This is a genomic window from Enterovibrio qingdaonensis (genome assembly GCF_028683135.1).
Taxonomy (GTDB): Bacteria; Pseudomonadota; Gammaproteobacteria; order Enterobacterales; family Vibrionaceae; genus Enterovibrio; species Enterovibrio qingdaonensis.
Genome location: NZ_JAJUBB010000009.1, coordinates 162,740 through 184,380 on the forward strand (window position 1 = coordinate 162,740; position 21,641 = coordinate 184,380).

19 protein-coding genes and 6 tRNA genes are annotated in these 21,641 nt (G+C 47.2%); 14 read left to right on the forward strand and 11 right to left on the reverse strand.

Going from position 1 to position 21,641, the window contains the following annotated elements; genetic code table 11:
* Nucleotides 1-26 precede the first annotated feature (26 nt).
* The 3 genes from dksA to thpR all read right to left on the reverse strand — a co-directional run bounded on the left by dksA (nt 27) and on the right by thpR (nt 1,876).
* The gene (gene dksA / locus LRP49_RS14115) at nt 27-476 is read right to left on the reverse strand and encodes an RNA polymerase-binding protein DksA (RefSeq protein ID WP_274142944.1); all 450 of its coding nucleotides are present in this window, start codon (nt 474-476) and stop codon (nt 27-29) included.
* 131 nt (nt 477-607) lie between these two features.
* Nucleotides 608-1,318: a DNA/RNA nuclease SfsA gene (gene sfsA / locus LRP49_RS14120; RefSeq protein ID WP_274142945.1), complete on the reverse strand. Its 711-nt coding sequence runs from the start codon at nt 1,316-1,318 to the stop codon at nt 608-610.
* Between the two features lie 12 nt (nt 1,319-1,330).
* Nucleotides 1,331-1,876: an RNA 2',3'-cyclic phosphodiesterase gene (gene thpR / locus LRP49_RS14125; protein WP_274142946.1), complete on the reverse strand. Its 546-nt coding sequence runs from the start codon at nt 1,874-1,876 to the stop codon at nt 1,331-1,333.
* A gap of 103 nt (nt 1,877-1,979) precedes the next feature.
* Here thpR and hrpB point away from each other — a divergent pair, with 103 nt between their 5' ends.
* Nucleotides 1,980-4,439: an ATP-dependent helicase HrpB gene (hrpB, locus tag LRP49_RS14130; RefSeq protein WP_274142947.1), complete on the forward strand. Its 2,460-nt coding sequence runs from the start codon at nt 1,980-1,982 to the stop codon at nt 4,437-4,439.
* Between the two features lie 14 nt (nt 4,440-4,453).
* Nucleotides 4,454-6,778, forward strand: a complete 2,325-nt coding sequence (mrcB, locus tag LRP49_RS14135; protein WP_274142948.1) for a penicillin-binding protein 1B — start codon at nt 4,454-4,456, stop codon at nt 6,776-6,778.
* A 120-nt stretch (nt 6,779-6,898) separates the two neighbouring features.
* Here the strand turns inward: mrcB and LRP49_RS14140 are convergent.
* Both LRP49_RS14140 and LRP49_RS14145 read right to left on the reverse strand, forming a co-directional pair.
* Nucleotides 6,899-6,974 (reverse strand) — tRNA-Thr (locus LRP49_RS14140).
* A 49-nt stretch (nt 6,975-7,023) separates the two neighbouring features.
* Nucleotides 7,024-7,099, reverse strand: a tRNA-Phe gene (locus tag LRP49_RS14145).
* A gap of 357 nt (nt 7,100-7,456) precedes the next feature.
* Between LRP49_RS14145 and LRP49_RS14150 the strand changes: the two genes are divergently transcribed.
* Genes LRP49_RS14150 through LRP49_RS14205 form a run of 12 tightly spaced genes read left to right on the forward strand, consistent with a single transcriptional unit; the run spans nt 7,457 to nt 19,397 of the window.
* Nucleotides 7,457-7,747, forward strand: a complete 291-nt coding sequence (locus LRP49_RS14150) for an STAS domain-containing protein (RefSeq protein ID WP_274142949.1) — start codon at nt 7,457-7,459, stop codon at nt 7,745-7,747.
* Nucleotides 7,748-7,777: 30 nt separating this feature from the next.
* On the forward strand, nt 7,778-8,137 hold the full coding sequence (locus LRP49_RS14155) for a response regulator (protein WP_274142950.1): 360 nt from the start codon (nt 7,778-7,780) through the stop codon (nt 8,135-8,137).
* A 21-nt stretch (nt 8,138-8,158) separates the two neighbouring features.
* The gene (locus LRP49_RS14160; protein WP_274142951.1) at nt 8,159-10,240 is read left to right on the forward strand and encodes a chemotaxis protein CheA; all 2,082 of its coding nucleotides are present in this window, start codon (nt 8,159-8,161) and stop codon (nt 10,238-10,240) included.
* An 11-nt stretch (nt 10,241-10,251) separates the two neighbouring features.
* A complete protein-coding gene (locus LRP49_RS14165) occupies nt 10,252-10,758 on the forward strand; it encodes a chemotaxis protein CheW (protein WP_274142952.1) in 507 nt (168 codons plus the stop codon).
* A gap of 9 nt (nt 10,759-10,767) precedes the next feature.
* Entirely contained in the window at nt 10,768-11,241 is a 474-nt protein-coding gene (locus tag LRP49_RS14170; protein WP_274142953.1) for a chemotaxis protein CheW, read from the forward strand.
* Between the two features lie 5 nt (nt 11,242-11,246).
* Nucleotides 11,247-13,631 (forward strand): aerotaxis transducer Aer2, encoded by a 2,385-nt coding sequence (aer2, locus tag LRP49_RS14175; protein ID WP_274142954.1) that lies wholly within the window; start codon nt 11,247-11,249, stop codon nt 13,629-13,631.
* 2 nt (nt 13,632-13,633) lie between these two features.
* The gene (locus tag LRP49_RS14180) at nt 13,634-14,485 is read left to right on the forward strand and encodes a CheR family methyltransferase (RefSeq protein WP_420791579.1); all 852 of its coding nucleotides are present in this window, start codon (nt 13,634-13,636) and stop codon (nt 14,483-14,485) included.
* Nucleotides 14,486-14,515: 30 nt separating this feature from the next.
* The gene (locus tag LRP49_RS14185; protein ID WP_274142955.1) at nt 14,516-15,157 is read left to right on the forward strand and encodes a chemotaxis protein CheD; all 642 of its coding nucleotides are present in this window, start codon (nt 14,516-14,518) and stop codon (nt 15,155-15,157) included.
* A complete protein-coding gene (locus LRP49_RS14190; RefSeq protein ID WP_274142956.1) occupies nt 15,157-16,200 on the forward strand; it encodes a protein-glutamate methylesterase/protein-glutamine glutaminase in 1,044 nt (347 codons plus the stop codon). Before LRP49_RS14185 ends, LRP49_RS14190 begins: the two co-directional genes overlap by 1 nt.
* Nucleotides 16,193-17,365 carry a methyl-accepting chemotaxis protein gene (locus LRP49_RS14195; protein WP_274142957.1) on the forward strand — a complete coding sequence of 391 codons (1,173 nt, stop codon included), beginning with the start codon at nt 16,193-16,195 and terminating at the stop codon, nt 17,363-17,365. Before LRP49_RS14190 ends, LRP49_RS14195 begins: the two co-directional genes overlap by 8 nt.
* An 8-nt stretch (nt 17,366-17,373) precedes the next feature.
* A complete protein-coding gene (locus tag LRP49_RS14200) occupies nt 17,374-17,673 on the forward strand; it encodes an STAS domain-containing protein (protein WP_274142958.1) in 300 nt (99 codons plus the stop codon).
* A 23-nt stretch (nt 17,674-17,696) separates the two neighbouring features.
* Complete coding sequence (locus tag LRP49_RS14205) at nt 17,697-19,397, forward strand: fused response regulator/phosphatase (RefSeq protein WP_274142959.1); 1,701 nt, start codon at nt 17,697-17,699, stop codon at nt 19,395-19,397.
* A 121-nt stretch (nt 19,398-19,518) separates the two neighbouring features.
* Here the strand turns inward: LRP49_RS14205 and LRP49_RS14210 are convergent.
* From LRP49_RS14210 to LRP49_RS14235, 6 genes are all read right to left on the reverse strand, one after another.
* A tRNA-Asn gene (locus LRP49_RS14210) sits at nt 19,519-19,594 on the reverse strand.
* A gap of 51 nt (nt 19,595-19,645) precedes the next feature.
* Nucleotides 19,646-19,721 (reverse strand) — tRNA-Phe (locus LRP49_RS14215).
* 36 nt (nt 19,722-19,757) lie between these two features.
* Nucleotides 19,758-19,833, reverse strand: a tRNA-Thr gene (locus tag LRP49_RS14220).
* 47 nt (nt 19,834-19,880) lie between these two features.
* A tRNA-Phe gene (locus LRP49_RS14225) sits at nt 19,881-19,956 on the reverse strand.
* Between the two features lie 136 nt (nt 19,957-20,092).
* Nucleotides 20,093-21,235: a membrane-bound lytic murein transglycosylase MltC gene (gene mltC, locus LRP49_RS14230; RefSeq protein ID WP_274142960.1), complete on the reverse strand. Its 1,143-nt coding sequence runs from the start codon at nt 21,233-21,235 to the stop codon at nt 20,093-20,095.
* 125 nt (nt 21,236-21,360) lie between these two features.
* Complete coding sequence (locus LRP49_RS14235) at nt 21,361-21,633, reverse strand: oxidative damage protection protein (protein WP_274142961.1); 273 nt, start codon at nt 21,631-21,633, stop codon at nt 21,361-21,363.
* Nucleotides 21,634-21,641: the final 8 nt, after the last annotated feature.

The window sequence follows — 21,641 nt, forward strand, 5'->3', positions numbered from 1 at the left end:
CCATGAATCTCGATAAAGCGGAAGGCTTAGCCAGCCATTTGCTTTTCTTTGATCTCTGCAAGCGTTTTACAGTCGATACATAGATCGGCTGTTGGACGAGCTTCCAGGCGGCGAACGCCGATTTCCACACCACAAGAGTCACAAAAACCAAAATCGTCGTCTTCCAAACGTTGGAGGGTTTTTGCAATCTTTTTGATCAGCTTACGTTCGCGATCGCGGTTGCGAAGTTCGAGGCTAAACTCTTCTTCTTGCGCAGCACGGTCAACTGGATCTGGGAAGTTTGCTGCTTCGTCTTGCATGTGGTGAACCGTACGATCAACTTCTTCTCTAAGCTGATCACGCCACGCTTGAAGGATTTTACGGAAATGATCAATTTGCTGATCATTCATGTATTCCTCGCCAGCTTTTTCCTGATAAGGTTCTAACCCGGCCATAGCCAGGATGCCCAGCGATTTTTTTACTTTGCTTTCTGGCATTAAGCGTTCTCCTAAATACACCCTGACCCGCTTGGTCAAAATAGGGCGGTACATATAACAGAAACCCTAAAGTGAGGCAACGATTGTTTCTGCCTAACGTCATCCCAGTGTGAAGGTGTCTACATTTTTTCTCACAGGTGGGAAAACGGGACCCTAGTTTTTATGCTCACCTGACGTGATGAAAGGTCGGCTTTATAGCACAGTATTTCCACACCAAGTGATTCAGCTTCAATAAGTAATTGATTATAGACTGCATCTATATGTTTTGCCGCGGAAACTCTTTCAATACCTGAGTGAAGCACGGCAAAAAACAATACGGCGCGTTTGCCTTGTTGGCTTAATGTCGCTAATTCGCGAAGATGCTTTTGTCCTCGCGTTGTCACCGCATCCGGGAAGAAGCCTTGCCCATTATCTTCCAACAAAGTGACACTTTTTATCTCGATATAGCAGTCGGTTTTGTCGGGGGACTGGAGCAAGATATCGATGCGGCTTTTCTCTTCACCATAAGGCACCTCAGCGCGAAGTGAAGCATAGCCTTCCAATTCTGCTATTCGTCCCTCATTGATCGCCTCGATCACTAATCGGTTAGCCTGAGCCGTATTTACACAGATAAAATGACCGGCGTGGGACTCCGTCAATTCCCAACTGTTCGGGTATTTACGTTTAAGGTTATCCGACGTGGAATACCATACGGTATCCCCCGTATTGGCGCAGCCTGTCATCGCCCCGGTATTGGCGCAGTGAATAGTACGCACTGTCCCATCGTCACACTCGATATCGGCGAGAAATCGTTTATAACGCTTAATCAGACGGGCTGATTGTAGCGGTGGTGAAAAATCCATGTTGCTCCTTGTTCATCTCTCAAGCGGGGAGGCCCCTGTCAGCGCCCAACGATTCAGGCAAATATACTGAACGCCTCGACCCGTAGGACTTGGCTCTGAAGCATAAAGTCCAAAGTATTTAACCTGTAAGGATGTGCGCAAGTCTACGTCATCTTTAAGTGGCTGGGCTTTCCTTAATAAAGAGATGTGCGGTAAATACGAATGCGTGTCAGATTGCCCCAGCACGGTACGACGGATGGCTTGTATCGGTGTGACTAATCGTGCGAGTGATGGTGATTGCGCGATGCCCAGCCAGAGGATCTGTGGCTTAGTGAAAAAGCCTGTTTTCGTTGTATGGATGGTAAATGAGGGAAGTTGAATCGCATCGGCGGCTTGGCAACACGCGTCGTATTGTGTTGCATCGACATTCCCTAAAAACGCGAGTGTGATGTGCAAGTTGTCATCAGGAATGGTACAGCCATGTTTTCCCATGACATGCTTGAGCGCGATGATTTCTTCACGACTAGCTGCATTCGCAGCATCTTTTAAATCGATAGCAAAAAACAAACGCCGATTCACACTCTTCTCCTCGTCAAGCAACGGTGATGGACACCGAAGTTGAACATCTTAAGGTCGCTTGGGTATATACTTGGCGGTTAATTCTGACACAAAGGTTTTTGATTTGTCACAGCTTCCCATCGACAGCGTCTTAGACAGCGTCATCTCTGCAATTCGTCACAATGCTCACGTTATTTTAAAAGCACCGCCTGGTGCGGGTAAGTCAACGCGACTGCCTCTTGCCTTGTTAGAAAAGCGCGTTGTTGAAGGTCGAATTGTGCTGCTAGAACCGCGTCGGTTGGCCGCGAGAAACATTGCGCAGTTTCTGGCAAAACAATTGGGAGAGGCCGTTGGACAAACGGTAGGACTCCGTGTGCGTGGTGAAACCCGTGTGAGTGATAAAACCCGCATAGAGATCGTCACGGAAGGCGTATTGACGCGAATGATCCAAACCGATCCTGAATTGGCTGGCGTGGATTTGGTGATCTTTGATGAGTACCACGAGCGCAGCTTACATGCTGATCTTGCATTGGCTCTGTCGTTAGATGTGCAAGCTGCATTAAGAGATGATCTGACCTTATTGGTGATGTCAGCAACGATCGATGAGGATGCTCTCGCCACATTATTACCTGATGCCGAAATTATCTGCTCAGAAGGTCGAAGCTTCCCGGTGGATGTGCGCTATCAATCCATTTCCCGTCAATATGGCTATGAGGCGGCAATTGCGTCTGCTGTAGCCGCGCTTCTTGATAAGGAAGAAGGCTCTGCGCTGGTGTTTTTACCGGGCGTGCGGGAAATTCAACGGACGGCGGAGGCATTACAGGGGAAGGTCCCTGCAAATGTGTTGATTTGCCCGTTATACGGCCAACTCTCTGCTAAAGAGCAACAAGAGGCGATTTCTCCTGCCCCCCAAGGACAACGAAAAATCGTGCTAGCAACCAACATTGCTGAGACGAGTTTGACGATTGAAGGGATTCGCTTAGTGGTTGATTCTGGTTTGGAGCGTGTCGCGCGGTTTAATCGAAAAACGGGCATTACCAAACTGGAAACCCTGCAAATTGCTAAGTCCTCAGCGATCCAGCGTATGGGGCGTGCAGGGCGACTATCTGAAGGTGTCTGCTTGCGTTTGTATGGGGAAGATATTTTCCAACGCATGCAAACCGTACCAGAGCCAGAAATTGTCTCCAGTGATTTAATACAATTAGTGCTAGAAGTGACTCAATGGGGCTGTGCCCCCGAAGATTTACAGTGGCTTGACCTACCGCCGACCAAGCACTGGCAGCAGGCTCTTGAACTGTTGAGACAATTAGGCTTGGTAGATAACCAAGGCAGCCTTACCGCGCAGGGGAAACAATTGCTCGAGTTGGGTGTTGAAGCGCGTTTAGGGGCAATGCTGCTAATGGCAAAGCATCGTGGTGCCGCGAGTATGTCTACGGCATGCTGGCTAGCGGCATGGGCGGAAGAGCCCCCGCGTGGAAAGTTGGATTGCGATCTGAGGTTGCAACTGATGCAACTCACGGCGCGCAAAGGTAGCCATCGTCAGCGCGCACAGCAACTTGCAGATAGGCTAGGGGTTAGACTTTCGAATGATCTTGAAAGTGATGAGCTGCCGCTGCTTGCGGCATCAGCTTGGCCGGATCGCATAGCTAAATGTCGTGGTAACAATGGTCGCTTTCTATTAAGTAATGGCCACGGTGCTCAGATTGATACAGACCACCCGCTTTCGACTGAAGAGGCAGTGATTGCTATCGACTTGATGAGTGTTGCGCAAGGTGACAGTAGGATATTTACTGCATGCCGTGCAGACTTCACCATCTTGCAAACCCAATTACCCTCACTGTTTTCTGAGCAGGAATGGGTAGACTGGGATGACCAAAAAGGGCGCTTAGTTGCAGAAACCCAAATTCGTTGCGGCGATATTGTTGTATCGAGAAAGCCTATTATGCAGATCAGTGACCAGATGCGCACACAGGCAGTCTTGCAACAGATCAAACGCAAGGGTATGGCCATCCTTCCACTTAATGCAAAGGCAGAAAGTCTGCTAAATCGTGCCCGTTGTGCCAGTGTATGGGGTTTGGGTCTGGCGTTGCCAGTACTTGATGAAGAGGCGGTAGTTGCAGCAACAGATGAGTGGCTATTGCCCTTCCTTAACGGTGTTAGCATGCTAAATGGCTTAAAGTCAGTAGATTTCTACGGCGCGTTGGAAGCCTGGTTTGGTTGGGATACAACGAAAGAACTTAACCGCTTGTTACCAGAAACATACCAAGTGCCAACAGGCTCGAACTACAAAATTCGCTACCAGCCTGAACTAAAGCCTGCACTCGCGGTAAAAATGCAAGAGATGTATGGGCAGGCGCAGTCACCCTCTATTGCAGACGGTAAGGTCACCTTGGTGGTTGAGTTATTGAGCCCAGCACAAAGGCCGCTCCAAATTACACAAGACTTGGCGGGTTTCTGGCAAGGTGCATACAAAGATGTGCAAAAAGAAATGAAAGGCCGATACCCAAAACATGTTTGGCCAGATGATCCGGCTAATCATCAGCCAACAACGTTAACGAAACGTCATTTCAAACCTGACGTTTGATAAGCAAGAGCTTCATGACAAAACAAACACCGAAAAAACGCCCAGCAAGTAAAAAGAAAACAGTCGCGAAAAAAACAGCGTCACGAGGGTGGGGGAAAAAGCTCATCTCTCTTGGCGTTAAGTTGACGCTGGTTGGACTTGCGGCACTTGTCATTTTAGGTATCTATCTTGATGGAAAAATCCGTGATCGCTTTGAGGGGCAGATATGGCAACTTCCGGCAGTGGTGTACGGTCGCATACTTCACCTTGCGCCCGGCAATGAAGTCACCATTAATGAACTCAAGCGCGAACTGGACTTACTCAACTACAACAAAGTGAGAACGCCCAATCGCCCCGGTGAATATTCGGCATCGTCAACGCGTGTGGAGCTAATTCGACGCCCGTTTGAATTTGAAGATGGCCCACAACCTGCCAAACACGTGATGGTTACATTCGGCAGCGAGGGTGTAGAGACAATAAAGCAACTCGATGATGGCAAGCAACGAGGCTACCTCCGTATCGAACCAAAACTGTTAGGGATGATGGAGTCCAACACGGATGAGCAACGCTTGTTCCTGCCTCGTGAGCGTTTTCCTGAATTTCTTATCGACGCACTGCTTACGACTGAAGACCGAGATTTTTATCATCACGACGGCGTTAACCCCTTCGCGATTGCGCGTGCATTGGTCGTGAATATTAAGGCGGGTAGAACGGTACAGGGCGGATCTACGCTGACACAGCAACTTGCAAAGAACCTGTTCTTAACGCGTGACCGCACCCTCTGGCGAAAAGTGCAGGAAGCGTACATCGCCATTATTCTGGATTATCGCTACAGCAAAGACCGTATTCTCGAAGCCTATCTTAACGAAGTGTATTTAGGGCAGGCCAAAGGGGAGGCGGTACACGGTTTCCCGCTTGGGGCGCGTCTATACTTCGGCAGACCAATTGAAGAATTACGTATCGATCAATTGGCCATGCTGGTGGGTATGGTTAAAGGACCTTCCTATTATAACCCTTGGCGTTACCCAGAACGCGCACGCGTCAGGCGGGATCTGGTTCTGAGAATGATGATGGAAAATGGCATCATTACGTCAGGCCAGTATGCGCAAGCCGCTGCCCGTGACTTGGATGTGCAAAAGTCTCCGAGTCTGAATAGCCGGCAGCCTGCCTATTTCGAACAGCTTACTCTGGAAATTAGAGAGCGAGTCGGCAATCAGTTTGACCCAGAGAGTGGTTTACGTGTGTTCACGACGTTGGATCCACTTTCGCAGTCGTTGATTGAAAAGAGTGTGGTTAAAAAAGTCGGCGAACTGAAAAAAGTCGCAGGTAAACAGTTAGAGGCTGCTGTGGTTATTGCCGACAGGCAAAGCGGAGAAATTCGAGCCATGGTCGGAGGAAGTCGTCCGGGGTATGCAGGATTTAACCGTGCCCTCAACGGTAGACGCCAAATAGGCTCTTTGGCTAAGCCAGCTGTGTATCTCGCAGCATTGAGTGAGCCAAATAAATACAACCTTGGGTCGCCCTTGGATGACAAGCCAGTCGTGTTAAAAGGGGACAAAGGCAGTGAATGGCGTCCACGTAACTACGACAGGAAATTCCGAGGGGAGGTGCCACTTATACGGGCGCTTGCCAATTCTTATAACATTCCCACGGTCAATCTGGGTCTAGCACTTGGGCTGGACAAGGTGATTGATACATTTGAAGAGTTAGGTGTCGATCCTAATCAAATCACACGCGTGCCCTCTCTGTTGCTTGGTGCTTTTACGCTAACACCAATGGAAGTTACCCAAATGTACCAAACCCTTGGGAGTGGTGGCAGACAGGCAGAACTAACGGCGCTTAGAGCTGTTGTGACACGAGATGGGCAAGTGCTATACCGCAATTGGCCTAAGTCGAGTCAAAGTGCGTCAGAGCAAGCGAGCTGGTTGACCTTATATGCGATGAAACAAGCAGTAAAAGACGGCACAGCGAGATACCTCAACCCGTCATTTTCTTGGGCGTCTCTCGCCGGCAAAACGGGTACCACAGATAACAACCGTGACAGTTGGTATGTAGGTATCGATGGCAGAGAAGTGGTAACGATTTGGTTGGGTCGTGATGACAACAAACCGATGAAGTTAACAGGGTCCTCTGGGGCATTGCGTGTGTATGCTGATTACATCAAAGCGAGACAGCCCGAGCGACTAACGCTCAGTTGGCCTTCACAGCTTACCAGCGTGCCTTACCGCGTTCATGACGGACAGTTTGTCACAGATTGTATTAGTGAAACGAAAATTCCGATGTGGGATCCAAAGGGGAGTTGGCGTAAACGGTGCGAGAAATCTGACCCAATAGGTTGGTTTAGCGGCTTGTTCAACTAATCAAATTTTGATTAAGAAAATTGAGGGCTTGATTGTGAATGCAATCGGGCCCTTTTTGTATGCGTGTTTATAAACGCTAGATACGAAAAAGCCTCGTCAATGACGAGGCCTTCGTAAAGATGGTGCCGGCTACCGGAGTCGAACTGGTGACCTACTGATTACAAGTCAGTTGCTCTACCAACTGAGCTAAGCCGGCACACAAACCTTGGAAACGTTGCTTGTCTTAAAACACCATTTCACGAATATGGTGCCTCGAGGCGGAATCGAACCACCGACACGGGGATTTTCAATCCCCTGCTCTACCGACTGAGCTATCGAGGCAACGAGGGCTATTAAATAGCAGAGCCGTGTTTCTGTCAAAATAAATTCGCACCCATTTGGTTCGTTTGCTGCTTTTTTGTCTCTTTTGGTGGTAATGCGTTCGGTGTGGCGTTCTATTAATCACTTTCAAATTAGTGTGATCAAATGCAGGTTGGGAATATCCACCATTTTTGGATGGTTACAACATAAATGTCTGAACGAATGCGTGGACTGTAGTGACCTGTGCTTTTTTATTGCCTCGAACCTGGGCGTATTTCTCCTATTTAAAACCATTTGACTAAAAAACTGCCATTTCTCTCATTATTGCTACACTTACAGGTACATATATTCCTTTGGCACAAGTCAATAGATTTTGGAGTGAATTCTGCGATGGGATTCTCATTGGGAGAACAGTTGGATATTACGCAGGTAATGGACATTAAAGACCGCCTGCAGGTCGAATTGGAGCAATCCGACAGCTTGCTAATCGATGGTAGTGAAGTTTCGCGAGTAGATGCGCCAGGATTGCAGTTATTGCTCACGGCGAAAACCGTTTGTCAGAACCAGTCAATTAACTGGAAGTGGCAAGGGGCTTCGAATGAGTTAGTAACAGCAGCAAAAACGCTAGGGTTGGTTGGGCCTTTGGGCTTGAACGATTTTGCTGATTAGTTTTTCACGTAGTTCAATCAAGGTGACAGTATGCGAAAAATACTAGCTGCAGATGATTCCGTTTCTATCCGTCAGATGGTCAGCCACACGCTGAAAGAAGCTGGATATCAAGTTGAAACGGCCAATGACGGTGCCGAAGCATTGTCAAAAGCCAAAACAGGGCAGTACGACGTTATCATCTCAGATGTGAACATGCCGAATATGGATGGATTGGAATTTGTGCGTCAGGTACGTGCAGTTCCTCAGTACAAGTTCACGCCAATACTGATGCTTACCACGGAAACTTCCGCAGAGAAAAAGAGTTTGGGTAAGTCAGCAGGCGCAACAGGTTGGATAGTAAAGCCGTTTAATCCAGATACCCTTCTCAAAACGCTACAACGTGTTATTTAACGTTCGAGCAAGGAGATCATTATGGCTTTGGACATGGACCAACTGCGCAGGATTTTCTATGAGGAGTGTCGTGAGAATTTAGAGATCCTTGAACGCGAACTGCTTGCCCTTGACCCTGACGGTGAAGTTGACCTCGAAATTATCAACACAATCTTCCGAGCCGCTCACTCAATCAAAGGGGGTGGTGCGACTTTCAACCTCAATGAAATCAGTCAGTTTACACATGTCATGGAGACATTGCTGGATGAAGCGAGGGAAGGTAAGAGACGTTTAGATGCTGATACTATTGATCTTCTGCTGAAGGGCGGAGACTGCATTAACAGTATGCTGGTTGCTTATGAGACCGACAGCGATTTTGACCACGGTCTCCGAGATGCGCTAACAGAGAAACTCAATCAGTTGCTAGAGGGTAACGCCGGAGAGAGTGAACCTGCGTCATCTGCGAACACCGAAGAACCGGAAGACTCCGGATCTGACAGTGAAGGCGATTGGCTCGTCCACTTTATCCCTCATCGAGATATGTTCTTCTCGGGTAACGATCCAGTCCGTATTTTGCGAGAAGTCTTTGGTCTTGGTGTTCATTGCGATATCGAGTGCATCACAGACGCTTTGCCTACGTTAAGCGAACTCGAACCTGAGATGTGTTACCTCAGTTGGCGAATTACGATTGATGGCCATGCTGATCGTGCATTGATCGAAGAGATTTTTGAATGGGTTGAAGATGAGTGTGATCTGCACATTTCAAAAGTCGAGAATGAAAAGACAACCTCGAAAACGGAGCCGGAGGCTGCAGCACCAACTGAAGACGCGTCCAAAGCCAGTGCGCCCACGAGTCAAGATAAACCGGTACCCGCAACGCCAAAAGTACCATCAAAACAGACACCGTCAAAAGCCGATGCAGTGTCTTCTATTCGTGTTGAGATCGATAAAGTCGACAATCTTATTAACCTTGTCGGCGAGTTAGTGATAACCCAGTCGATGCTGACAGAGTTGAGCCAAAACTTTTCTGAGAGCAAGTTAGAGCGATTGCAAGCTGGGTTGGATCAACTCCTCCAAAATACCAAGGAACTTCAGGAGAGCGTGTTAAATATCCGCATGCTGCCCATCAGCTTCGCATTTAATCGATTCCCTCGTCTTATTCGTGACTTGTCATCCCAACTGGGTAAAACCGTCGAGTTAGTTATTGAGGGTGAGCATACGGAGCTTGATAAAACGGTTCTTGAACGAATTACAGATCCGCTTGTTCATCTGGTCCGAAACGCTGTCGATCATGGTTTAGAGTCGCCAGATACGCGCATCGAAAAAGGGAAGTGTGAAACAGGGCGGGTATCTCTCACTGCGTTTCATCAAGGGGGCTCAATTGTCATTGAAGTACGCGATGATGGCGCGGGCCTAAACAAAGAAAAAGTCTGGAAAAAAGCAATCGAGAAAGGTTTGCTGCATCATGAAACTGCCCTCGATGACCTCTCTGACCATCAAGTCTATAACCTGATATTTGCGCCTGGCTTCTCTACGGCCGAGCAAGTGTCAGATGTGTCTGGCCGTGGTGTTGGCATGGACGTGGTTAAGCGAAATATTGAAGATCTCGGCGGCCATATTGAAGTGGATTCTGAGCCTAATGTGGGCAGTGTGTTCCGTATTAGTTTGCCGCTCACGTTAGCCATTTTGGATGGGCAGTTGGTGAAACTCGCTGATCAAGTGTTCGTGGTTCCTCTTATTTCCATCATTGAGTCCATTCAAATCGAATCTGAGCGCGTGATCGTGGCGACTGGAGGCGTAGAACTCTATAGGTTGCGTGACGAAAATATCCCTATCCTTCGCTTAAAAGAAGAATTTAGCTTAGGTGAAACCGGCGCACTCGATAAGCAGCTTCTGTGTTTAGTGGAAGCGGGCGGCAACCGTATTGGTTTGCTTCTAGATGAAATGCTAGGGCAGCAACAAGTTGTGATTAAAAGCCTTGAATCAAATTACACACGTGTAAATGGCATTTCAGGCGCAACAATCCTTGGTGATGGTTCAGTTTCTCTGATCCTCGACGTGCAAGGTCTGATGACGGGTTTCTTAAGCCGAGTTGGCGAAACCAATAGTCACATAGCAGCGTAAGGGGAGAAACCATGACGGATCAAGTCATTGTGGCAACCGAGTCAACAGGCAGTGTTGATGCGGGAGATGAGCGCCTAAAAGGGTCCGACTTCCTCAGTTTTGATTTGGCGCATGAATTATACGGTGTTGATATTAAAGCGGTTGAGGAAATACGCGTGTGGGAGACCCCCACCATTATACCGCGTGCCCCAGAGTTCATTTTAGGGGTTATCAATTTGCGAGGAATGATCGTTCCCATTATGGACCTTCGCTTACGTTTCAACATAGGAACGATTGAATACCTTCCGACCACTGTAGTGCTCATTCTGAAGTCGAGTGAAAACGTAGGTGGAAGAATGATGGGGGTTGTTGTGGATGCTGTGTCAGATGTCATTGACATGGGAAACAACAATTTAATGCCACCGATAGGAGATTCAGACGTGATGCCTTTCGTGAGTGGCTTGCTCAATGTTGATGCACAGGTGATGAGCCTATTAGATGTTGATTCATTACTCAATATCGAAGGCTTGGTGCACTAGGGGGCAACGATGGCAGATGAAATTAAAGAGTTCCTCAGTTTTCTTATTGATGGTGAGGAGTATGGCGTCAACATTTTGGACGTCAAAGAAGTGAGAGGTTGGTCTGACGTAAGAAAGTTACCGAACAGTGAGAGTTACCTGTTAGGTGTACTGGAACTGAGGGGGGAGTACATCCCGATCGTTGACCTCAGGCAGCGCTTTAGTATGGATGCCGCCACGTTGAGCAAAACAACGGTGGTTGTGATTGTGAGAAATGTCAGTGGGCAATCCCTTGGCATTATTGTCGATGCAGTAGCAGAGGTATATCAGCTTTCGACAACACAAATTAAATCAGCACCTGGTTATGTGAAAATTGATGAGCGGTTTATTGAAGGTATCGCGTCAGTAGACAGTAAACATGTTGTGCTGATTAAACTAGAAAGACTTTTTGATTTTGACGAGTTGCATGAAGTAGCGCAGCCAGACTTGGTTAGCGAGGGTTGAGGATTATGTCCTGGTGGAATAAAAGTAAGGTAGCTATATCTGAAAACACACAAGAAGATCAGGGTTTAAAGGCGCATATTGTATCTGCTCTGGATACGGCTCAGACCGCGCTGATGATGGTGGATCGTGATTTTAAAGTGTTCTACGTTAACAAAAAATCAATGGAGCTGCTGAAAGTACACGAGCAGTTGTTCCGGACTAAGTGGCCGAGCTTTCGCGCGGAGAAAGATTGGATTGTTGGTAACTGTATCGACATGTTCCATGCCAACCCAAGTCATCAAAGGCAGATGTTGTCTAATCCCGCCAATTTACCGCATGAAACCATCATACAAGTCGACGACGTATCATTGCGCCTCGTTGTGGGTGCCGTCGTCGATGATAACGGAGACTACGTTGGCAACACCTTAGAGTGGGATGATGTGACCGCCCAACTCAAGGCGGATAATGAGCGGGCGCGCCTGCAGGCGGCAGTCGATCAATCGTTAACCGCAATGGTATTGATCGATAGGGATTTTCATATCACGTACGTGAATGAAGAGACCATTAAGCTGTTTGACAAACATCAGGGCTCCTTCCGTCAAATCTGGCCCGGATTTAATGCGACCGAAGAATGGTTGATGGGACGCTGTATCGATGAGTTCCATAAGAACCCAGCGCATCAGCGCCAACTTCTGTCGAACCCTGCGAATCTGCCATACAAAACAGACATAACAGTTGCAGACCTCATTATTGAGCTGAATGTGGCGGCTATCACGGATGCAAAAGGTAACTACATCGGAAACAGCCTCGAATGGCGTGATGTAACAGAAGAGCGAGCTCGAGATATCCAAGTGGGACGTCTTGTTTCGGCCGTTGAAGGTATGACGACCAATATCATGATGGCGGATAAAGAAGGCAATATTACCTACTACAATCCGGCGTTGAAGAAACTCCTATCCAGCCGTGAAGATGAGCTTAGAAAGTTCTTCCCAGGGTTTAAAGCGGATGATCTCGTAGGGAAAAACTTCGATATTTTCCACAAAAATCCGTCGCATCAACGCTCAATCATCGCAAACCCTGATCGCCTGCCTTACACAGCACAGATAAAAGTTGGTGAACTGGAGTTTGAACTGACGTGTATAGCCATGTACGACGCAGTCGGCGGTTACGTTGGACCAGCATTGCAATGGGAAGATATTACCGAGCAAATGCAAGGCCAACGTGATGTGGAAGGTTTGATTGCAGATGCATCTCAAGGTCGTTTGGGTAGCCGAATGGATGCTACAAAATACTCAGGTTTTATGTCCAATCTGAGTGAGGGCGTTAATGGCTTACTAGACAGCATTGTCGGGCCGTTAAATAACTGCAAAGAAGTGATGTCCAGTGTATCTACCGGCGACTTGAGAGTGAGTATGCCGGACCATTACCAAGGCGACTTCGCCGATCTAAGTAGTGCTGTAAATACATCGATCATCAATTTACGAGATATGGTCGAGAAGATCACTGCGTCATCAACGCGTGTGGCGTCAGCCTCCGGAGAGATTGCAGAAGGGAATACCGATCTCAGTGAACGTACTGAGGAACAGGCTGCAAGTTTGGAAGAAACCGCAGCAAGTATGGAGGAGATGACCTCCACGGTTAAACAAAATGCGGACAGTGCTGAAGCGGCTAATCGCTTATCACAGAATGCCAGTGGTAAAGCAGAAAAAGGCGGGGAAGTTGTTAAGCAAACTGTCTCTGCCATGGGTGAAATCAACAAAGCCAGTAAACGTATCGCTGACATCATCAGTGTTATTGATGAGATTGCATTCCAAACCAACCTTCTTGCGCTTAATGCGGCCGTTGAAGCAGCGCGAGCGGGTGAGCAGGGCCGTGGCTTTGCCGTTGTTGCTGGTGAGGTTCGTAACCTCGCTCAGCGCAGTGCGGGTGCAGCAAAAGAAATCAAAGACCTGATTAAAGACAGCGTAGATAAGGTGTCAGAAGGGTCTCGTTTGGTTGATGAATCAGGTGAGATGCTCAATGAAATTGTCACCGCTGTGGGTGAAGTGACTAACCTGATTGGAAAGATTAACTCTGCCAGCCAAGAGCAAGCCGCAGGTATAGATGAAATATCTAAAGCTGTGGTGAAGATGGATGAAATGACGCAACAAAATGCCGCCTTGGTTGAAGAGGCATCAGCGGCGAGTCAATCGTTGCGAGATGAAGGTAGTGAACTCATTAATTTGATTAGCTTCTTCCAAGTAGACGGTGTTAGTGCGGGCTCTGTGCCGATGAGAAATACTGAGCTCAAGAGCTATAAAGCACCGTCTAAAGCGCCATCTAGATCACCTGCTCCACCTCCAGCAGCCACTAAGAACGTAGCAAACGGTAACTCTATGTCCATGTCTGATGATGACTGGGAGGAGTTCTAAGAGTGAGTGCGATAGAGGCTTTGAGTCAAATCGAGGAGCAGCGTGAATTTGAATTTACGCTAGAAGATTTCAAGCACATACAGGAGTTTATGCTCAAGGAGACAGGAATTTCCTTGTCTGAGCGTAAAACGTCAATGGTGTATGGTCGCTTGGCAAGACGTCTTCGACGAACTGGGTTAGATAACTTCAAAGCTTACTTTGATCGAGTTAGCTCTGATTTGGATGAGCGCGTTGCATTTATTAACGCGCTTACCACAAATAAAACTCAGTTTTTCCGCGAAAAGCACCATTTTGACTTTTTGTCCAACGTATTGGTACCAGAGTGGCAGCAAGAAAAAAGGAAGCGAATTCGCCTTTGGTCAGCTGGCTGCTCGACAGGGGAAGAACCCTATACCATTGCCTCTACGCTCGCTGTTAGCGGTCTACTGAGCCCCAGCTATGACTGCAAAATACTCGCAACGGATTTAGATACACAAGTTCTCGACGTCGCGAAAAATGGCACATATGGCATTGACGTGACAAAAGTGATCCCTGAACAAATGCTGAGGCATGGTTTTATTCGAGGAAGAGGAACAAAACAAGAACTATTAAAAGCCAAGCCTTTGCTGCAGAAGGCTATCTCATTTAAGCAACTAAATCTCACAATGCCTTGGCCTCATAAAGGGCCGTTAGACGTGATTTTTTGCCGAAATGTCATGATTTATTTTGAAAAAGATATGCAACAGCAGCTTATCTACAGGTTCTGGGAAATGCTACGAAGTGGTGGCGTTCTCTTTATTGGGCACTCGGAAAGCATCGGTGAAATGGGCAACCGATTTGAGAATCTAGGGCAGACAATGTTTCGCAAACCCTAGTTGGCATTTAGAACTGGTAACGAGCTTAATATGCACAAAATCCTGGAGCTTACCGGGTGTCCGATAGGTGCTGGCGCGAGACGTTTCTTTCACCCCGGTAAGCAAATGATGATGGTGAAAATCCAGCCTGGTGAAGTCTATGTGACATCAGAACGCGAATTGATTTCCACGGGACTGGGGTCTTGTATATCAGCCTGTGTGTGGGATCCATTTATTGAACTGGGTGGCATGAATCACTTTATGTTGCCGTTCGGTGATGCAGACGACATTGAAGGCTGGAACCCGACTCAGTGGCGTTCCAACGCCGCGAGATATGGCAATTATGCGATGGAGCTGCTCATTAATACCATGATCCAGCAAGGTGCCGTCAAAAGCCGCTTGAGGGTGAAATTGTTTGGTGGCGGCATGGTTATGGGAAAACAAGCAGCTATTGGTGAAAAGAACATTCAGTTCATTAGAAACTATGTAGAAAGTGAAGGGCTCACACTTGTTGGTGAAGATTTGGGTACGGAATTTCCGAGGAAGGTTGTTTTTGATCCGATAACTGGTAAGGCCTGGGTGAAGAAATTGAGAGGCTATCGTGGAGAAGTAGAAGCCGAAGAAAGCAACTACAAACGTCGTCTTGTCCGTGAAGCGAAACGTGATGACGATGATAACGCGGAGCTATTTTAATGGCCAAAAAGGTACATAAAGTACTGATTGTTGATGACTCTGCAGTTTTTAGAGCATTGCTCAGTGAAATCGTTGATTCTGATCCTAATTTAGAGGTTGTCGGTGTTGCCGTCGATCCCTACGAGGCCAGAGACAAAATAAAGAAGCTAAAACCGGATGTGATAACGCTGGACATTGAAATGCCAAAGATGGATGGCGTCCAGTTTCTTCGAAACCTTATGCGTTTACATCCTATGCCAGTAGTCATGATATCAACGCTTACGCAGCACGGAGCAGAAGCAACGCTTGCTGCACTCGATATTGGGGCTGTCGATTACTTTCCAAAACCAACAGAGAATGTGGCCTCAGAAATGGGGGCTTATCGTCAACTCGTCATTGAAAAGGTCAAAATGGCTGCGACGGCGAACATTGCAGGTGCAACTCACCATTCACCGAAAGAAATTAGTGTGTCTGGGCGCCAATTCAAATCTGACTATGACGTGATTGCAATTGGTGCATCCACAGGTGGTACGGAAGCCATTCGAAATGTGCTCGAAGCCCTTCCAGAGATGATGCCGCCAATTGTCATTACTCAACATATCAAGGCGGTATTCAGTAAATCCTTTGCTGAGCGTCTTAACCGCATTTCAAAACTACATGTCGAGGAACTGTCTACTGATAGAGCACCACTCGTTAGCGGACGCGTTTACGTGGCACCGGGTGATTTTCATATTCGAGTGGTTAAGCGAGGCGGACAATATTACTGCGAACGTGATGATGGCGAGCCTGTTCATCGTCATAAACCCTCTGTCGATGTGATGTTCTCATCCGTTGCCATCGCCGCGGGTAGCCGTTGTTTTAGTATTCTGTTAACCGGCATGGGAAAAGATGGGGCTCAGGGCATGTTAGAAATGCGCGACGCTGGTGGTTTGACTGTCGCTCAGGACGAGAAAAGTTCAGTGGTTTGGGGAATGCCTCGTGCGGCAGTGGAATTAGAAGCTGCGCAACATGTTATGCCATTGGATAAAGTCGCTACTTACCTAGTAGGTAAAGTCTATGGGTAATTCTAAATTTAGATCGTTTGTTGCGCTGCTTGCTGTTGCTGCAGCTTGTGGGCCACTTTGGGTTGAGCTATCAGCAGTTACCTTGTCTTCATCCTTGTCGGTAACCCTTCTTATATTTTTTCTTTGGCGCCAACCACAAGGGCTTAGTAGGGCGGTTGCAGCCTCTTCTGAGGCAAGCACTCAAGAAGATGCGGATGTGAATTATGAATCCACGGCCATTTTGCGGAAAATTCATAGCATCTTAAATTTAGAGCTAATTCCTATTCGAGAGCAGTTAGATAGGCAGCAAGAGGTTATTGAAAACTCGGTTAATAACCTCAACTCCAGCTTTTTTGGTATGGAAAAAGCGGTAAGCAAGCAAGCCGAGCTTTCTCGTCACATGATACAGGACCTACTTAACAATGATGAAAGCGAATACAGCCTGACGAAAGTTCTGCCTGAAACTGAGCAGGCTATTGATACCTACATCGATATTTTGGTGCAGGTGTCTGAAAAGAGTATCAGTGCTATTCACATCATTCACGACATGTCCTCCAAACTCAACGCGGTATTTAAGCTGCTTGACCAGGTTCAGGCGATGTCTGATCAAACGAACTTACTTGCGTTAAATGCCGCGATAGAGGCTGCGCGGGCAGGGGAATATGGTCGCGGATTTGGTGTTGTAGCGGCAGAAGTGAGGGATCTGGCAAATCGAGCAACAGATCTTAACAGCCAAATACACAGAGACATCAATCTAGCTCAGGATGCAATGAAGCAAACTAACGCAATTGTTGGGGAAATAGCGACATTGGATATGACGGCAGCGATAGAGTCGAAAACGCGGATTGAAGAGCTTTTGAAAGGTGTGCAGTCGGTGAATATGGAAGTGACCGAAGAAATTGCGCATGTCACCGAACAAGGTGACGTCGTTCGAGGTGAAGTTGGTAAAAGTATTCAAGGTCTTCAGTTTGCCGATATCGTGGCTCAACAAGGACAACATGTGCTAGCTAACCTTCATATTTTAGAAGACCTCAATGAACTCATTATGGGTAAGTTGCAAGAAGAGCACGTTGATTGGGTGGCGTTACATAAAGCAGTAGATGAAATTGAAGAGATGGCAGGCTCTGCTGAGCGTGCCCCGGCTAAACAAATGTCTGCCGAAGAAGGCGACATCGAACTGTTTTAGGAGGCGGTATGGCCATTAGTCGAGAAATGAGAAATGACGGCAAGTCGATTGTAATTCATGTGAACGGGCAGTTTGATTTCAGCGTAGTTCAAGAGTTCAGAGATGCTTATCAAGACTGCAAGGGAAAAGACGTCATTATTGATTTCCGAGGAACAGAGTACATCGACAGTGCAGGGTTAGGGATGCTGCTTAATATGCAAACCTTCCTGAAAAAAAATGAAGGGGATATCAGGCTAATCAATACAATGCCTCAGATTAAGCGTGTGCTAGTTATTGCTCGCTTTGAGAAAAAGTTCCTTATTGAATAATGGCTAAATAAGGGGGATAGCGAGTGAAGGCTCTCATTGTAGAAGATGACATCTCGCTTCAGTGCTTTCTCGAACACGTATTAAAGGACGAGTTCGACGAGTTGTTGATTGCTGACAACGGGCAAATGGCACTGGATATGCTGGACGCATTAGACGAACTGCCGAGTCTTATTGTCATGGACGTATTAATGCCCGTCATGGATGGTTTTGAGTCTGCAAAGCAGATCCGAACTATTTACCGGACGCATTATCTACCCATTATCTTCTTAACCGGTATTACAGATAACGATGCGTTTAATCGTTGTATGACACTTGGGGATGATTTCCTCACCAAGCCCATCAGTCGCACAACAATCGTGGCCAAGGTTCGTGCTCACTGCCGCAATATACGGCTCTATAACGAAGTCGCAGTACAACGCGATAAGCTAGAACACTTTCAAGCTCATACTCTCTATGAACATACCATGGCAGAAACGATCTTCAGCAATTTGATGCAAGGATGCTATCAAGACGCTGAAGGGGTTAACTTCTACACCAGTTCCTACACCAACTTTAATGGTGATGTAGTCCTCGTTACGCCGCGCCCCCAAGGGGGAATATACGCAATGCTTGCTGATGCGACAGGCCATGGATTGCCAGCAGCAATTTCTTCGATTCCTGCGACAAAGGCATTTTTTGCGATGGCCAAGAATGGACTTTCGCTAGGCGATATCGCGTCAGAAATGAATGCCACGCTAAAACGATTTCTCCCGCCAGGTATGTTAGTTGCGGCGAACTTACTAGAGGTTTCAGCCAATGGTAAGGACATAAACTGGTGGGGCGGTGGTATGCCTGATGGCTATGTTATCGATAAAAATGGCGAATTGAAGCAACGTTTACCCTCCGCGCATATGGCATTAGGTGCAATGGATGCTGATGAGTTTGAAGCGAACTTGACTGCGCTAAAACTTGATGAGGGAGACAAGCTCTTTTTCTTCACAGATGGCGTGACAGAAGCGAGAAACGCTAATGGTGCGGAACTCGGTGAGGAGGGGGTGGAGGCACTGTTTTCTGAATCCTATACCAGTTTAATTGATGTTGTGCGTGATCGAGTAACAAGCTTTACCAGTGGCGGTGGGGTAGGAGACGACATGTCGATGCTGGAGATGACCGCCCCAATAAAAAGCTGCATTGAATCAATCCCCGGAGAGCCAGATTATTACGATCAACGTTCCCCTTCGCAACTCACCGTTTATTTTGGTGCCCGAGAGTTGCGTAAGGTAAATATCGTTGGAGAATTACGCCGGGTTTTGAAAGGTCCTTTGGGCAGTAACATTGACTTGGACTTGATGTGTACGATTTTGTCTGAGCTATCAAATAACGCGCTAGAGCACGGGCTGCTTAAATTAGAATCGGATCTGAAAAATGATGACGAAGGTTTTTTGGATTACTACCTAGAGCGTCAATCGCGACTCGAAAATCTTGGTGAGCACGCGTACATGGAGCTAGGGGTGTCGTTTAAACCGAAAGAAAGGCTTTTGCACTTCTATATCACTCACAACGGAGAAGGTTTTGCTAGTGCTGTTACCAATAGCCGTTTAGATGATTCGGCCGCAGTGTGTGGGCGAGGGATTGCATTGGTGAGTGAGCTTTGCGATGTGTTCTATTATGAAGACTCTGGTTGCACAGCAAGAGGGACGTACAAGCTAAGTGCGGGCTTGTCGGACGATGCCTTACCTTCTTAAATCTTTGCGTTGATTCATACCCGTTTAAAGCTCAATCAATAGGTTGGGCTTTTTTGTGTCAGTGCCGCGCACTGAATGACAGACGAAAAAAAACCCAGTCCGAAGACTAGGTTTTCTTAAGTGGCTCCCCCTGCAAGACTTGAACTTGCGACATACGGATTAACAGTCCGCCGTTCTACCGACTGAACTAAGGGGGAATTGCTGGAAACTTATTTAACCGAAGTTAAATGAATCACCATTTTGCAATATGGTGCCTCGAGGCGGAATCGAACCACCGACACGGGGATTTTCAATCCCCTGCTCTACCGACTGAGCTATCGAGGCTTTGATTAGAGAGTCATTAACTCAATATCAAAATAATGGTGCCGGCTACCGGAGTCGAACTGGTGACCTACTGATTACAAGTCAGTTGCTCTACCAACTGAGCTAAGCCGGCACACAAACCTTGGAAACGTTGCGTACTTAACACCATCTCACTAAATATGGTGCCTCGAGGCGGAATCGAACCACCGACACGGGGATTTTCAATCCCCTGCTCTACCGACTGAGCTATCGAGGCAACGAGGTGCATTAAACGGATTTTGAGCCTTACCGTCAACATCTTTTTTTAAAAAAAACGTCAAATAAGACCGTTTGCTGCCTTTTTCATCGTTTTGATTTAAAAACACACGGCTTTTATGGTCTTTTCCGCATTTTTATTGCATGCGACTAAATTCTTTTTGGAAGTTAGTGACCTTCTGAAGATATCGTCGAGACTCCGAAGAGGGGTGTTTATTGGTCAATGCCCAATAAACTTGGTTGGGATTTAACCGGTTTAAATCGTTCATCGCGCGTTTTCGATCGGAACGGTGGAAGGTTTTCAGAACATTTCCCGTTCCGCCGTTATAGGCAGAGATCATGCTGTAATGTTTTGAAAGCGGATCGCGAACATCTTTGAGGTATCGGGTTTTTAAAATATAGAAATACGCCGTACCAGCATCAATGTTCTTTGCAGGATCGAATAAATATTCCGGCGAAGGTTCGCCAGGACGTTTTTTAACGAGCTTAAAGACATCGCGACCTGCGGTTTTTGGCACCACTTGCATCAATCCATACGCATTTGCCCAGCTCACGGCATAAGGGTTGAAGCTACTTTCGGTCTTGATAATAGCGTAAATCAGTTCTTCGGAAATGCCATAACGACGAGATGCATCGCGGATGATGTCAGCGTATTGATAACGTCGTTTACTGGAGTGGTCTTTGACCATGGGGATTTCAACATAGAAAACCTTCTGGAAGCGCAATGACTTTGTCTTGAGTTTGTTGGCCACTAGATAGTCAGCATAGCGATTCGCTCGCCACTCCCATGCTACCTCTTTTCCATCTTGATCTAAGATTTGACCTTGCAAGAAGGGTGAGCCACTGATGGGGACATCCGCCGCGGAGTAGAGATCCACTGACGCGGGATCATTCGGAGTCAGAAGTGTCGTGACGATGGCTTGTCTGAGGTGCTGCTTCGGCTCTGTGGTAGCAACAGTTTCAATGGTGACCAAGCCATTGGCGAAGTCGACCCGTGCTCGGCTCATGTAGTTGTCTGTATATTTTACATAGTCGCGCTTACCGGATACGAAAACTTCATCTTTACCCCATCGAACTTCGATGTTGCCGTTAAAGCTGTTAATGAGCTTGTCTAGTGCCGCAAAGTCTTTCTCAAATTGTCCAGGCAGCGGCGCGAGGTTTTTGGCGAAACGATTGGTAGTGTCATAGTCGATTTGATAGATCGACTCGACCATCTCTCGACTGCAACCTGAGGTCAAAAGTGGGATCAATAAAAACGCAAGGTATCGGTAGAGTTTCATTCGGTTCGCACAAAAATAAAAAAGGCATCCTGATTAGGGTAATCAGGATGCCTTAATTTACAAAATGCTATCGCCAATTTGTGAGCTTATGCCCACACTAAGTGCGACCTCGGCGGCGTTAAGCCTTACTCCGACGGCGGCGTGTAGCCTTCGATCACAGTATCGTGACCTTCAAAAAGAAACTTCACCATTTCTTCTTCAAGCAGCTTGCGGTGCTCTGGCTCCATCATGTTGAGTTTCTTTTCATTGATCAACATGGTCTGTTTGCTTTGCCATTGTGCCCAAGCTTCTTTGGAAATGTTGTCGAAAATGCGCTTACCTAGATCACCTGGGTAAAGTTGGAAATCCAAGCCATCAGCATCTTTCTGAAGACGTTGGCAAAAAACAGTACGGCTCATCATTAAGC

Excerpts from the sequence above, each read along its gene's own strand:
- LRP49_RS14165 (WP_274142952.1), top strand. The coding sequence starts at position 10,252 with ATGACGGATCAAGTCATTGTGGCAACCGAGTCAACAGGCAGTGTTGAT.
- LRP49_RS14235 (WP_274142961.1), bottom strand. The coding sequence starts at position 21,633 with ATGAGCCGTACTGTTTTTTGCCAACGTCTTCAGAAAGATGCTGATGGC.
- LRP49_RS14195 (WP_274142957.1), top strand. The coding sequence starts at position 16,193 with ATGGGTAATTCTAAATTTAGATCGTTTGTTGCGCTGCTTGCTGTTGCT.
- LRP49_RS14170 (WP_274142953.1), top strand. The coding sequence starts at position 10,768 with ATGGCAGATGAAATTAAAGAGTTCCTCAGTTTTCTTATTGATGGTGAG.
- LRP49_RS14160 (WP_274142951.1), top strand. The coding sequence starts at position 8,159 with ATGGCTTTGGACATGGACCAACTGCGCAGGATTTTCTATGAGGAGTGT.
- LRP49_RS14185 (WP_274142955.1), top strand. The coding sequence starts at position 14,516 with ATGCACAAAATCCTGGAGCTTACCGGGTGTCCGATAGGTGCTGGCGCG.
- LRP49_RS14200 (WP_274142958.1), top strand. The coding sequence starts at position 17,374 with ATGGCCATTAGTCGAGAAATGAGAAATGACGGCAAGTCGATTGTAATT.
- LRP49_RS14155 (WP_274142950.1), top strand. The coding sequence starts at position 7,778 with ATGCGAAAAATACTAGCTGCAGATGATTCCGTTTCTATCCGTCAGATG.
- mrcB (WP_274142948.1), top strand. The coding sequence starts at position 4,454 with ATGACAAAACAAACACCGAAAAAACGCCCAGCAAGTAAAAAGAAAACA.
- mltC (WP_274142960.1), bottom strand. The coding sequence starts at position 21,235 with ATGAAACTCTACCGATACCTTGCGTTTTTATTGATCCCACTTTTGACC.
- sfsA (WP_274142945.1), bottom strand. The coding sequence starts at position 1,318 with ATGGATTTTTCACCACCGCTACAATCAGCCCGTCTGATTAAGCGTTAT.
- dksA (WP_274142944.1), bottom strand. The coding sequence starts at position 476 with ATGCCAGAAAGCAAAGTAAAAAAATCGCTGGGCATCCTGGCTATGGCC.
- LRP49_RS14190 (WP_274142956.1), top strand. The coding sequence starts at position 15,157 with ATGGCCAAAAAGGTACATAAAGTACTGATTGTTGATGACTCTGCAGTT.
- aer2 (WP_274142954.1), top strand. The coding sequence starts at position 11,247 with ATGTCCTGGTGGAATAAAAGTAAGGTAGCTATATCTGAAAACACACAA.